This is a genomic window from Rhodoplanes roseus (genome assembly GCF_003258865.1).
GTDB classification, from domain to species: Bacteria; Pseudomonadota; Alphaproteobacteria; order Rhizobiales; family Xanthobacteraceae; genus Rhodoplanes; species Rhodoplanes roseus.
In genome coordinates, this window is record NZ_NPEX01000007.1 from 16,906 (window position 1) to 30,157 (window position 13,252).

The 13,252-nt window shown below is 69.7% G+C and carries 11 protein-coding genes; 4 read left to right on the plus strand and 7 right to left on the minus strand.

Annotation, left to right across the window (positions count from 1 at the left end):
- Positions 1 to 64: 64 nt before the first annotated feature.
- Positions 65 to 1,336 (minus strand): ABC transporter substrate-binding protein, encoded by a 1,272-nt coding sequence (locus CH341_RS02025; protein WP_111417362.1) that lies wholly within the window; start codon positions 1,334 to 1,336, stop codon positions 65 to 67.
- A 278-nt stretch (positions 1,337 to 1,614) separates the two neighbouring features.
- On the opposite strand from CH341_RS02025, the gene ugpB reads away from it, so the two are divergent.
- Positions 1,615 to 2,955 carry a sn-glycerol-3-phosphate ABC transporter substrate-binding protein UgpB gene (ugpB, locus tag CH341_RS02030; RefSeq protein WP_111417363.1) on the plus strand — a complete coding sequence of 447 codons (1,341 nt, stop codon included), beginning with the start codon at positions 1,615 to 1,617 and terminating at the stop codon, positions 2,953 to 2,955.
- Here ugpB and CH341_RS02035 read toward each other — a convergent pair whose 3' ends face one another.
- Positions 2,956 to 3,807, minus strand: a complete 852-nt coding sequence (locus CH341_RS02035; RefSeq protein ID WP_111417364.1) for an LssY C-terminal domain-containing protein — start codon at positions 3,805 to 3,807, stop codon at positions 2,956 to 2,958.
- Positions 3,808 to 4,002: 195 nt separating this feature from the next.
- On the opposite strand from CH341_RS02035, the gene CH341_RS02040 reads away from it, so the two are divergent.
- Together CH341_RS02040 and CH341_RS02045 are read left to right on the plus strand one after the other, a co-directional pair.
- Positions 4,003 to 6,360, plus strand: a complete 2,358-nt coding sequence (locus tag CH341_RS02040) for an Orn/Lys/Arg family decarboxylase (protein ID WP_111417365.1) — start codon at positions 4,003 to 4,005, stop codon at positions 6,358 to 6,360.
- A 46-nt stretch (positions 6,361 to 6,406) separates the two neighbouring features.
- Complete coding sequence (locus tag CH341_RS02045) at positions 6,407 to 6,982, plus strand: GNAT family N-acetyltransferase (RefSeq protein ID WP_111417366.1); 576 nt, start codon at positions 6,407 to 6,409, stop codon at positions 6,980 to 6,982.
- A 96-nt stretch (positions 6,983 to 7,078) separates the two neighbouring features.
- Here CH341_RS02045 and CH341_RS02050 read toward each other — a convergent pair whose 3' ends face one another.
- Entirely contained in the window at positions 7,079 to 8,083 is a 1,005-nt protein-coding gene (locus CH341_RS02050; protein WP_111417367.1) for an SLAC1 anion channel family protein, read from the minus strand.
- A 113-nt stretch (positions 8,084 to 8,196) separates the two neighbouring features.
- Entirely contained in the window at positions 8,197 to 8,850 is a 654-nt protein-coding gene (locus CH341_RS02055) for a 3'-5' exonuclease (protein WP_111417368.1), read from the minus strand.
- Positions 8,851 to 9,047: 197 nt separating this feature from the next.
- Between CH341_RS02055 and CH341_RS02060 the strand changes: the two genes are divergently transcribed.
- Positions 9,048 to 9,326, plus strand: a complete 279-nt coding sequence (locus CH341_RS02060) for a hypothetical protein (protein ID WP_111417369.1) — start codon at positions 9,048 to 9,050, stop codon at positions 9,324 to 9,326.
- A 13-nt stretch (positions 9,327 to 9,339) separates the two neighbouring features.
- Here CH341_RS02060 and CH341_RS02065 read toward each other — a convergent pair whose 3' ends face one another.
- The 3 genes from CH341_RS02065 to CH341_RS02075 form a co-directional block, all read right to left on the minus strand.
- On the minus strand, positions 9,340 to 10,533 hold the full coding sequence (locus tag CH341_RS02065) for an MFS transporter (RefSeq protein WP_111417370.1): 1,194 nt from the start codon (positions 10,531 to 10,533) through the stop codon (positions 9,340 to 9,342).
- Between the two features lie 98 nt (positions 10,534 to 10,631).
- The gene (locus CH341_RS02070) at positions 10,632 to 12,104 is read right to left on the minus strand and encodes a caspase family protein (protein ID WP_111417371.1); all 1,473 of its coding nucleotides are present in this window, start codon (positions 12,102 to 12,104) and stop codon (positions 10,632 to 10,634) included.
- Positions 12,105 to 12,283: 179 nt separating this feature from the next.
- Positions 12,284 to 13,162 (minus strand): manganese catalase, encoded by an 879-nt coding sequence (locus tag CH341_RS02075; protein WP_111417372.1) that lies wholly within the window; start codon positions 13,160 to 13,162, stop codon positions 12,284 to 12,286.
- Positions 13,163 to 13,252: the final 90 nt, after the last annotated feature.

Consider the following 13,252-nt stretch of genomic DNA (forward strand, 5'->3'; position numbering starts at 1 on the left):
TTGCCCCAGACCGTCTCGGTCACCGACGGCGGCTCGACCTACATCGCCCGGGTCACCGCCGACCTCACGAGCGCCCTTGCCAGGACGGCATCGGCACCACCGGCGCGGCGACGGCGAACTCGGGCGGCAGCACGACGGTCGGGGTGCGGTTGCGGTTCTGCACCACGGCGGCCTGGATGTTGTTGTTCTGGCCCTTCTCGTCGAACCGGATCGGACCGCCCGTCATCACGTGATCGGCGATGTCGGTCGCCTTGACGGCCTGCATCAGCGTCGGCCCGTCGGCCGTGCCGGCGCGCTTGAACGCGTTCGCTGCGATCATGATCGCCTCGAACGTGAAGCCGGCGTTGAAGCAGTCGACCTCGAACCGGTTGGCCGGATGCGCGGTCTTGAAGGCAGCGGCGAGCGCTCGGGTGATCGGCGACTTGGCATTGGCCCAGGGCAGATTGGTGATGTGGAAATCGGCCAGCGGCCCGAGCGCCTGGTAGAACTCCTCGTCGTAGAGACCAGGTGAGCCGGGCGAGATGATCGCCTTGGGCTCGAAACGCTGGCGCACCATGTCGCGCACCAGCTTGATGGCGTCGGAGGAGCGGGTGGTGACGAGCACCAGCTCCGGCGTCAGCGCGCGGATCTTGGTCACCTCGACGGCGAGATCCTGGGCCTTCGGATCGAAGGCGATCGAGTCGAGCAGCGGGAACGGCATCTGGGCGGCCGGGAACAGCCGGTCCATGGCGGCGCGCTGCGCGGTGCCGAAGGTGTCGTTGGCGTGCACGAACACGGCGCTCTTGAACTGCACGCCGGTAGCGGACATCAGGTCCTTCAGCAGCCGCAGACCGCTGCTGACCACCATCACGTTGGTATGGAAGTTGCGCACCAGATAGCCGTAGCCCTGCTCGGTGAGCTGCGGCACCGCGCCGATATTGACGATCAGCGGCACCTTGCGCTGCTCGCAGATCTGGGCGATCGCCAGCGTCGCACCGGATTCGAAGGCGCCGACGATGCACTGCGCACCCTCCGAGATCGCCCGCTCGGCCTGGGTCCGCGCCACGTCGACATTGGACTCCGAGTCGACATGCACGAGCTCGACCGCGTAGCCGAGATCGGACAGCACCTTCGGCGCCACCACGGCGCCGCGATGGCAGGCCTGGCCGGCGGCGGCGAACAGCCCCGAGCGCGGCAGCACGACGGCGATCTTCAGCGCCTTGGCCTGGGCCCGGACGACGGCGGGGGCGACCAGCACGGCGCCGGCCGCGGCGGCGCCGACCAGGACACGGCGACGGTTCGGCCGGAATCGACCGTCGGAAGGCGGGTCGTCGAATGACATGCGATCGAATGACATGGGACCAAGATCCTACTGAAGCATCGGCACGTGGAAATCCGACGCGGATTTAAAAGCCGCCTGCGAGAGTAGCAAGGGCGGAGGATTTTTGCGCGACGGGATGTTGAGCATCTGGGCGGGATCCGGCCCGGCCGGGCTCCCTCGCGGCCGGCCGACGAGCGCCCGTGGGGAAGAGTTCCGTTCGCCTCCCACTCTCCTGTAGGATCGTCGGGCACGGCCGGCCCGGGACCGGCACGGAGGCCGGCCGTCGTCGCCGGACCGGCAAGGGGGAGAGCACGGTGGGACTGAGAGCGACATGGACCCGGATCGCCGCCCTGCTCCTGGCGGCGGTGGCGCTGGCGGGCCGGCCGGCCGCCGCCCTCGACATCCAGTTCTGGCACGGCATGCCGGGCGAGCTCGCCTATCCCCTGGAGGACATCGTCAACGGCTTCAACGCGTCGCAGCCCGACTACAAGATCGTGCCGGTGTTCAAAGGCCTCTACACCCAGACCATGATCGCGGCGCTGTTCGCGACCCGGATCGGCGAGCACCCGCCGATCGTGCAGATCGCCGAGGTCGGCACCGCGACCATGATGGCGACCCGCGAGTCCATCGTGCCGGTGCACGAGCTGATGAAGCAGGAGCGCGCGCCGTTCGATCCCGGCACCTACATCCCGACCGTCGCCGCCTACTACACCGACGCGGACGGCAAGATGCTGTCGTTCCCGTTCAACTCGTCGGTGCCGATCCTCTACTACAACAAGGACAAGTTCCAGGCGTCCGGGCTCGATCCGGAGAAGCCGCCGACGACCTGGCCGGAGCTCGAGGCGGCCGGCCGCAAGCTGCGGGCGTCCGGGCAGACCTGCGGATTCACCACCGACTGGCCGTCCTGGATCAATGTCGAGAGCTTCTCGGCCATCCACAACCTGCCGGTCGCCACCCGCGGCAACGGGTTCGACGGCTTCGACGCCGAGCTCGCCATCGACAATCCGCTGATGGTTCGCCACCTGGAGGCGCTGGTCGGATGGCAGAAGGCCGGCATCTACGTCTATGCCGGCCGCGCCACCCGGGCCGAGACCAAGTTCCTCGGCCGCGACTGCGCGATCTTTCTCGGCTCGTCGGCGTCCCGCGCCGAGATGTTCAACAACGCCAGCTTCCGGGTCGGCGTCGGCGCGCTGCCGTACTGGCCGGACGTGCGCGGGGCGCCGCGTCCGCCGATCCTCGGCGGCGGCAGCCTGTGGGTGCTGCGCGGCCGGCCGGACCAGGAATATGCGGGCGTGGCGAAGTTCTTCGCCTATCTGTCGCGGCCGGCCGTCCAGGCGCGCTGGCACCAGACGACCGGATACCTGCCGGTCAGCCGCGCCGCCTACGAGCTCGGCCGCAAGGACGGCTTCTACAAGCGCAATCCGGGTGCCGACATCCCGATCCGTCAGATCGGCTTCGATCCGCCGGCGCCGGGCCGCAAGGGCCTGCGCCTCGGCTCCTATGTGGTGATCCGCGACATCATCGAGGACGAGATGGAGAAGGCGCTGGCCGGCGACAAGACCCCGGCGGCGGCGCTCGGCTCGGCGGTGACGCGCGGCAATGCGGTGCTGCGCGAGTTCCAGGCCGGCACGATCAGCGCCTCCGGGGCCCGCTGATCACGCCGGGGCGGCCGATATGGCCGCGGCGCCTGTCGTCAGCCGGGCGACCGCCACATCGCCGTCGGCCTCGTAGTGGTTGACGCGCCGAATGGGCAGCGCCTCGCCGGATCGGACCGAGCTCACCTCGTCGACGGCACCGCACCGCGTCAGCTCGGCGACGATGAAGTCCCGCTCGGTGTTGGTGTCGTCGTCGGTCGCATGGGTGATCTGGAAGGTCAGCCGGGTCAGCGACAGGCCGGTGTCCTTGGTCCCCGCCCCCACCCAGAGCACCCGGTCGGCCTCGGGCGGCCGGTCCGTGTTGAGCCAGAAATCGGCCGTCGCCATCGGCAGCTCGGCGCGGTCGAGGCTGAGCGCCCAGAACCGCACGTGGTGGCGCTTGCGCGGACTGTCGCCGATCGCCTTCTGGAAGCCGATGTCCTGGCCGCGGCCGAACAGATGGAGCGTGCTGAACGGGGCCGTCGGATACGGGCGGTTCAGCACGAAGGACCGCGCCATCCGCCAGGAGCTCTCCAGCCCGAGCCGGTCGGCCTCGGCCCAGCCGGCGGACCCGAAGGCGGCGCGGAGCTGCGCCAGGGTGCCGACCAGGACGAGATTGACCGGGTCGCCGGGCAGCCCGTCGGCCGTCACGGTGAAGCTCGGGATGCTCTTGCGCTGGAGGATCTTCAGCCCCGTGCGCACGGCCCGCGGCAGGATCACATAGGCGGCCAGGCCGTAGGTGACGGCCACGGCGAGGGTCCAGGGCAGCCGCTGGTCGGCGGTGTCGAAGACGACGAAGACGATCAGCCAGACGCTGAGCACGCCCAGCCCCAGGACGAGCACCCGCTGCACCAGGCGGATCAGCAGTCTCAACGGTCAGGCTCCCGTGACGCCCCCCGGAACGGCCGCGGGCCGATTCGCCGAGGCTACCAGAACGGTACCATTCCGGGGAATCGGCCGGATCGCCGGGGGGCGCCGGCCCCTGTTTGAAGCCCCCTCCCCGACTGTCACACGGCTGTCGTAGAGGGCCGGGACGGTGCGGCCCCCATCCTCCGGATCGGCAGCACCATGAACTTCTCCCAGCGCTTCACCTTCTTGTTTTCGGCCCCGAGCTTCGATTCCGAGGATCTCGAAGGGCTGCGCATCCAGCAGATCGTCGGCGCCATCGAGCGGCTCGGCTTCCAGGTCGTCCGGGCCCGCCGGATCGAGGACGCGGAGATGGCCGTGAAGACCGACGCCGCCATCGGCTGCCTGGTGGTCGATTGGGGCAAGAAGGGGCTCGAAGGCAAGACGGCGTCGCTGATCAACCTGATGCGGCGCCGCGGCCTGGAGACGCCGATCGTGCTGCTGGTGCGCCGAAAGCGCTTCGAGGACGTGCCGGTCGAGGTGCTCGACTTCATCGACGGCTACGTCTTTCTGGCCGAGGAGACGCCGGAGTTCATCGCCCGCAACCTGGTCAGCCGCCTGACCCAATACGCCGAGACGCTGAAGACACCCTTCTTCGGCGCCATGGTGGACTACGCCGAGGAGGGCAACCAGCTGTGGACCTGCCCGGGCCACAACGGCGGCATCTTCTACAGCCGCAGCCCGATCGGCCGCATCTTCAAGGAGCATCTCGGCGAGGCCGTGTTCCGCGACGACCTCGACAATTCGGTGCTCGAGCTCGGCGACCTGCTCACCCACGAAGGCCCGGCCCTCCAGGCCCAGAAGGAAGCCGCCGCGATCTTCGGCGCCGAGCGGACCTACTTCGTCCTCAACGGGACGTCGGCGTCCAACAAGATCGTGCTCGGGGCGCTGGTCGCCGACGGCGATCTCGTGCTGTTCGATCGCAACAACCACAAGGCCGCGCATCACGGCGCCCTGCTGCTCGGCGGCGGCATTCCGATCTTCCTGCCGACCGACCGGAACGCGCACGGACTGATCGGGCCGATCCACCCGGACGCCCTCGAGGAAGGCGCGATCCGGGAGGCGATCCGGACGAATCCGCTGGTGACGGACACGCAGGCGTGGCGGCGCGAGCGGCCCTTCCGCGTGGCCGTGATCGAGCAATGTACCTATGACGGCACCATCTACGACGCCCAGTTCATCCTGTCCCGCCTCGGCCCGCTCTGCGACTACATCCTGTTCGACGAGGCCTGGGCCGGCTTCATGAAGTTCCACCCGATCTATGCCGGCCGCTTCGCCATGGGCCTGCAGGAGCTGGGCGACAAGGCCCCCGGCATCATCGCCACGCAGTCGACCCACAAGCAGCTCGCGAGCTTCTCGCAAGGCTCGCAGATCCACATGAAGGACCGGCACATCCGCGGCCAGCGGCGGCGGGTCGAGCATCGGCGGTTCAACGAGAGCGTCCTGCAGCACGCCACCACGTCGCCGTTCTATCCGCTGTTCGCGTCGATCGACGTCTGCGCCCAGATGATGAAAGGCCGGTCCGGCGAGGTTTTATGGGACGACACCATCCGGCTGGGCATCGAGCTGCGAAAGAAGCTGCGGGCGGTGCGGGCGGAATTCGAGCGCAAGGAGGCCGACCCGGCGCGCCGCTGGTTCTTCGATCCGTTCGTGCCGGACCGGGTGCGGCTGCCCGATGCCGCCTCCCCGGGCGGCGTGCACGAGGTGGCGTGGGAAAGCCTCGCGACCGATGCGCTCGCCGGCCACGCCCAGTTCTGGGAGCTGGCGCCCGGCGCCGCTTGGCACGGCTTCGCCCGCGTGGCGCCGGGCTTCGCCATCACCGATCCGAACAAGCTGACGCTGCTGACCCCCGGCTTCGACCGGGCGACGGGCGAATACCTGGCGCACGGCATCCCGGCCCCGATCGTCGCCCAGTATCTGCGCGAGAACCGCGTCGTGCCGGAGAAGAACGACCTCAACTCGCTGCTGTTCCTGCTCACGCCGGGGGTCGAGGCCAGCAAGGCCGGAACGCTGGTCAGCGCGCTCGTCGCCTTCAAGCGGCTGCACGACGACAACGCGCTGCTCGACGGCGTGATGCCCGAGTTCGTGGCGGCGCGTCCGCACCGCTATCGCGGCGTCCGCCTGCGCGATCTCTGCACCGAGATGCACGCGTTCTTCCGCGCCGCCAATGTCAGCGCGTTGCAGAAGGCGCAGTTCACGGCGGAGCACCTGCCCAGCCCGGCCATGACGCCGTCAGAGGCAGCCCGCAACCTGGTGCGCAACAATGTCGATTACCTGCCGATCGGCGAGATCCACGGTCGGATCGCGACGACGCTGTTCGTCGTCTATCCGCCCGGCATCGCCACCATCGTGCCGGGCGAGCGGCTGGACGACCGGGCGCGTCCGATGATCGCCTATCTCGAGGCGTTCGAGCGCAGCGCCAACCTGTTCCCGGGCTTCGAGGCGGAGATCCAGGGCATCTATCGCGAGGTCGATGCCGCGGGCGCGATCCGCTTCCACACCTATGTGGTCCGCGAGTGACGACGCCGGCCGGCGGCCGTCCCTCACGCGCGCGACGGGAGAATTCATGACCGTGATGTCCGACCAGACGCTGATCCGTCCCTCGATCGACGCCGACATCGAGACGATGCTGGCGATCTACCGGCACCACGTGCGGCGCGGCCTCGATCCGTCCTATCTGGGCGAGGACGGCGTGCTGCTGCCGGACGATCTGAAGCGCCGGCGGCGCAACATGCGCCGGCACCGGCTCCCGCATCTGGTGGCGGAGCGCGGCGGGGTCGTGGTGGGCTACGCCTATGCGGTGCTGTTCCGCAAGCGGCCGGCCTATCGCTACACCGTCAAGCACTCGATCTACGTGCACCCGGACCATCTGCATTCGGGCGTCGGCAAGGTCCTGCTGCCGGCCCTGATCGACGCCTGCGCGGCGGCGGGTTATCGTCAGATCATCGCCTATGTCGATTCCGCCAACGCGCCGTCGCTCCGGCTGCACGAGCAATGCGGGTTTCGCCAGGTCGGCTACCTGCCCTCGGTCGGCTACAAGTTCGGCCACTGGACCGACGTCGTGATGGTGCAGCGCTCGCTCGGCGCCGGGGGCACGGCGCCGCCGGACGCGTGGCTCGCTCCGGCGCGGGACGACGACTAGGTCCGCGTCCGAAGTCGAGGCGCGACGGTCCGGTCACGCAGCGGCGCTGGTGGTCGAGCCGGCGGCGACATGCAGCGGGACGCGGAGCGACGCCGGTCAATGCTCCGGCCGGCAGATCTCGCCGCCGGCGACCGCCCGGACCGTCGCCACGACCAGCATCGCGATCACGGTGGCCAGCAGGGCATAGAGGGTGACGAAGATGCCGACCAGAACCGACCCGCCGACCGCCTCGGCGAAGACGGCGGACGCCGTCGTGAGCGCCGCGAGCGGAAACGAGTAGGCCCACCAGGACAGCGCGAAGCTGATCTTCATCATGCGACCGACCTGGGTGGCGACCAGCAGGAACAACCCGAGCGCGGCATAGAAGAAGAAGCGTGCGAGGGCGTCGATGATCCCGCCGTCGAGCTTGAAGTAGGCCAGGAATCCGATCGAGGGCGGAGCCACCAGGATCATCAGGGTCGGCAGCAGTCGCTCGGTCATCGGATCGTGAAAGATCAGCCGGTTGAACACCAGCGCCATCAGCACGATCCAGAACAGCACGCCGAACGAGAAGAAGAACCAGCAGACCTCGACATGGCCGAGCGGCACGCCGGCGAGCGGAACGATGATGTTCCCGACCGCCGGGATGAACCATGCCGGATTGAGGTGTGGCGGCTCGAACGGGCGATGTCCGATCCACACCGACAGGATCGACAGACTGAAGCCGAAATGCAGAACCGCCCCGAGCGTCCAGAGAATGCCGGCCGCCGTGCGGTCCACCGGCAGCGCCACCAGCGCGAGCAGCAGCAACGAGATGCTGACCGTCGGAAAGAAGCTCAGCCGGACCGGCTGGTGCCATTCCGCGACCACCGCATCCCAGTGACGCGCGATCTTGGCCAGATAGACGGCCGCGACCGCGACGAACAACAGCGCGGCGGCTGCACCCAATGTCAGGCTCGCGAGGTGGCCGGCTCCGAGCAGCAGCTCCAGCCGGTGCGTCGCCAGCGAGAGGCCGGCCGTGCCCATCACGGTGGCGAAGAAGCTGATCGGGAAGTTGGCGAGCCGGCTCGCCGTGGAGGTGGCGGCTGTCGCAGGCGCAATCGCGGTCGTGGCGTCGGTCATCTCGTTCCTCGGGCCGGTCCGCCGCCAACGAGGTCCGGCGACTCGATGGCGGGCACGATAGGCCGACGGCGCGAGGCCGTCTGTGACGTCGTCACAGGGCGGCGGCGCCTCCCCTATCCACCGAAGGTCCAGCTCCGCGGCGCGGCGCTGCCGCCCCCCTTGAGGATCTGCTCGAGCAGGATCAGGGCGTCGGCCGTCATGTCGGCGTCCAGGAGCGCCCCGTGGCGGTCGTCGCGGGCACTGGCGTCGAGCGCCAGGCGGTCGCACATGGCGGTCAGCGAGGTCGAGGCGCCGGGGAAGATCTGCGCGTAGAGCCGCTGGGTGCACACGTAGCGCCCCGCCGCGTAGGCGCTCTCGCCCCAGGCGATCGCCTTCGCCCGGGCGAACTCGTAATCGAGAAAGCTCTTCTCGTTCTCGGAGGCGTGGGCGACGATCGGCGCCTCGCCGATGAAGTCACGCAGCTGCGGCAGGATCGCCGGAAACCGCGGAGCGTTCTTCAGGACGGCCGGCTTGATGCCGTGCACCTTGATGGCGGCCGGGTCGATCGGCGCATCGGGATTGACCAGGGTCCGCCACGTCTCGCCCTTGCGCCAGCCCGCACCGTCGCGCAGCAGCTCGACGAAGCCGACCTCGATCATGATGCCGGGCGCCCGCCAGCCGAGCGGCTGCTTGCGGATGAAGGCGACCTCCGGGGTGCGCTTGCCGGTGGTCTCCGCGTCGAAGGCGACCAGCCGGTCGTGCCCGTCCAGAAATCCCGGCGCATGCATCGTGTGTCCTCCCGGCGCCGTGATGGACACGGGCCACGCCCTATCATGGCCCAGGCGACCGGTTCGCGCATACCCCTCTGTTTCGCGGCGCCACCTCCATGAAACTCCGGATGGTCGGGGCCGAACCCGGAGCCTACGATCCCGGTTGTCACAAGGGACCGCCCGTCGCGTGCGGCCCGTCGATCCCGGAGGACGCCATGAGCGCGGATCGGACACCCGGAACACTGGCCGGCCTCGCCGTCTTCCTCGGCAGCATCGGCGGCCTGTTCCTGATCGCCAGACTCACCCACGTCGCTTTCGCCGTCGCCAAGCACCCGGACCACGTGTCGGCGGCCGGTTGGTCGCAGGCCGGAATGATCGCGGCCGGGCTCGTGCTGGCCGCCGGGATCATCGCAGCGGCCCGGCTGCTGATCGTCGGGTGGCATCGCTCGCAGCACCACGAGCCGCTGCGGCACTATTCGGGCCGCGCGACCTGACCACCACGGCAACTCAGTCCGTCTGTCCGGCCAGTGCGGCATCCGGCGGGGCGACGGCAGCCTCGGCTGCGTCGCGCTGCTGAGCATCGTAACGCTGGTGCAGCCACCAGGCCTGCAGTGCCAGCACCGGCAGCGCCGCCAGCATGATCAGCCGGGCCGAGATCCCGAGGGCCAGCGCTCCGGCCGTGAGCACACAGACCAGGATGCCCCCGGCGTCCCACCCGGCTTCCGCCAGATAGTGAAAGCGCACGGCGCAGGGCGAGGTCTTCGCCGCATTGTAGACGGCGGTCATCAGCGTCGGGACATAGAGGCCCATCAGCGCCGTCGACAGGAGCGCCGCGACGACGACGCCGGTCGGGGTCCCCGACAGGGTGACGCGCAGCAGCACGACGGCCGACATGGCGACGAGGTTCAGCCGGACCGCCCGCGCGGCGTGCCCGGCGTCGATCAGCCGGCCGAGCACGAGCCCGCCGAAAGCCCCGGCGAGCGCCGCCGCGCCCAACAGCCAGCCGAACGCGTCGAAGCGGCGATCGAGCGCCTCGAACATGATCAGGCCCCAGGTCAGGACGAAGCCGCACATCACGAAGGCGTCGGTCGCGAACAGGCGGACGCCCTCGCGGAACGGCGCGTAGCCGTGGTCGCCGGCGAGGTCCACGGCCGGAACCGGCACCGACCAGAACGGCACGATGGCGACGAGGGCGAGAACCGAGGCCGCCGCGAAGGCGATGGCCGGGTGCCAGGTGAGCAGCAGACCGCCGGCGACCGGCGCCACCGCGTCGGCCGCGACCATCACCACGGTCCGCACACCGACCTGGGCGCCGCGCTCGCCGACATCGCCGGCCGCCGCGAACACGGCGTGATAGCAGGTCCAGTAGGTCACGTCGGCGAGCGCCACCGCGAGCACATAGGCGCCGATCGTCCACAGGTGGCCGGCGTCGACCATGGCCAGCACCGGAAACTGCGCCGCATAGAGGACGCTGCCGACCAGCATGGTGGGGCGCACTCCGACCGAGCGGATCAGCGCGAAGGCGATCGGCCGGGTGGCGAGGCGAAGCGCCAGCGTCGCGGCGACGGCCAGGAACGCCGCCGCTGGCGAGAGGCCGGCGCGCAGCAGAACGGCGAAGAAGAACACGCCGGCGAGCCCCCAGGCGAGCTGGCGCAGGCCGGAATGGACGGCCAGCCGATTGACGTCGGGGTTCGCGAACACGGGGGTCTCCACACACGCCTTCCGGCGGTCGATAGCACAATCGCCGGACGAGCGGGCGTCCCGTCCCGCAAGGCCGGGATGCTGCCGCCCGGACCCGCTCACTCCGGCGTCAGGGTCTCCTCGCCGCGGCCGGCATCCCACAGGCCTTTCAGGGTGCCATCGGCCCCGAGGGCGTAGACGACCGGGGTTCCGGCGCCCCAATCGACCGTCAGCACGTTGCCGTCGAGCGTTCCTGTGCCCTGGTAGCTGCTCGACCCCACCCGCCAGCTCAGGGCGAAGCGCTCGCCCTCCCGCCGCATGGTGAGCGTGCCGGCATAGCGGCTGCCGTCGGCGTTGCGGCCGGCGACGCGATAGCGCCCCTGCGGCGGCGCGACCCGGCCGGGTGCCGCGAGGCTGTAGGGCGAGAGCCGCTCGGTGGCGGTCCCGTCGGCCCATTCCCCGTTCAGCACGGGCCCGCTGCCGAACGGATAGATGACCGGGTGCTTGTCGCCCCAGTTGACCACCAGCATGCGGCCGGCGAACTCGCCGGTCCCGCGATAGATGTCCTTGCCGATCCACCAGGTGAACCGCATGCGGTCGCCGGCCGGCTGCATCGCCACCATGCCCTGATAGCGGGTGCCGTCGGGATTGCGCCCCTCGGCCCGGTAGACGCCGGCGAGCCGCGGGGCGGCCACGGCCTGGACCGGCCGTGGTTCGCGCGGACCGACGCGGGGATCGGACGGCAGTGGCGATGCGGAAGGCAGTGGCGGCGCAGAGGGCGGCGCCGGCCGGAGGGCCGGCGCATCGGCTGCGAGCACCGTCTCCCGGAAGACGAAGTCACCGAAGAACGAGGACGACAGCCACGGGATCTGCTGCCCGCCGGTCTCCTGATAGACGCCCTTGAGGGTCCGCTTGAAGGTGTCTTCCAGGCTCAGGCCCGACGCCTGCAGGGCCTGGACGAGATACTTGCTGTAAGGGCTGTTCCGGCCCTGGCCGTCGAGCGCCACCATGCCCGGCGAGGTGGAGAAGGAGACGAACAGCCGCGCCCCGCTGTCGACGCGGGAGAGGCCCTTGGTTCCGGTGCCGGGCACCGGGTTGTCGCGGCAGGCATCCAGCACCACGATGTTGAGAGCATTGCCGGCCGCCGCCATCACGTCGACCACGTCGGAGGCCGAGACCGAGGCCGACCGCAGCTCCTCCGCCGACGGCGCGCGCCGGCTGACCGGAACCATGTAGTTCTCTCCGCCGACCTGCACGCCGTGTCCGGCGAAGAAGAACAGCCCCACGCCGCCACGGGCCTTGAGCGCCTCGCCGAAGCGCTGGACCGCCGCCTTGAGGGCGGCCTGGTCCGCATTAGTGACCAGCGTGACCTCGAAACCGCCGCCCCGCAGCGCCGCGGCGACGTCGGTCGCATCGTTCACCGGATTGGAGAGCGGCGCGAATCCATAGGTGGAGTTGCCGACCACAAGCGCGGTCCGCGGCTCCACGTCGCGCGCCTGCGCACCAGTGGCGAACAACCAGAACGCCGCCGTAGCGGCGAGCAGCAGCGCGAGCAGCGTGCGAGGGTTCGCGGCCCGTGTCGGTCGTGGCATGCGCAGTCCCGTGCGGACGGCCCGCCGCGGGATCGCGGATCACGGCCGGAACCGGAACCATAACGAGCCGCCACAAGCTCGACAACGCGCCCCCCGGTTGCGCGTCGGGCAACCCCCGCGGAAACCGCGGGGGTGTCGAGAACCGGGATCGCCCCAGTCGGTCTGTCGGCCTCCGGCCGTCATTCCGCCGCGGCAGCCGGCACCGGCGCGGCAGGCGTCCCATAGGTGCGCGGATCGACCTGACCGAGCATGCCTTCGTCGTCGGTCAACGGCTTGATCTTGGTGACAGAGAACTGGCCCTTGCCGTCCACCGACGCGCCCTTGGCCCAGCGGCCCTTGCTGCTCTCGCCCGAGTCCGACGCGTTGATGAACTGGTAGGCGACGTCGCCCTTCTCGAGCTCCTGGGGGAACTTCGCCGGGACTGGCGTCTCGTCGAACCCTTCCGCCTCGAGATCCGCGATGGCGGCGAGCCACTGGTTCTGGTGCATCGTGTCACGGGCGATCAGGAACGAGAGCATGTCGCGCACGCCCTTGTCCTCGGTCATGTTGTAGAGCCGACAGACCTGCAGGCGCCCCTGGCTCTCCGCCGTGACGTTGAAGCGGAAGTCGGCGAGCAGGTTGCCGCTGGCGATCGTGTAGGCGGAGGTCCAGGGATTGCCGATCGAGTCGGTCGGCCGCGAGCCCGAGCCCGAGACGATGACGTGCTGCGGGTTCATGCCGGCCACGATGGCGTCCTCGATCCGGGCGCCGCCCATCACGGCACCGACCAGCGAGTTCTTCGCCATGTCCTCCTGCGCCTCGACCGGCGAGGTCTCCAGCAGACGCGCGATCATCGTCGCGAGCATCTCGACATGGCCGATCTCCTCGGTCGCGATGTCGATGATCATATCGCGGTATTTCGCCGGGCCGCGGCAGTTCCAGCCCTGGAACAGATACGTCATCATGACGCTGATCTCGCCCCACTGGCCGCCCAAGGGCTCCTGCAGCATCTTGGCGAAGATGGGATCGGGCGCATCCGGACGGGCGTTGTATTGCAGCTTGCGTTGGTGCAGGAACAAGATCGTTCTCCTCGTCCGCTCGTGTCTCGGGGATGTGGCGGATGGTCTCGCCGAGGGGTCAATCCGATATGGCGGACGCCGTTCCGACCG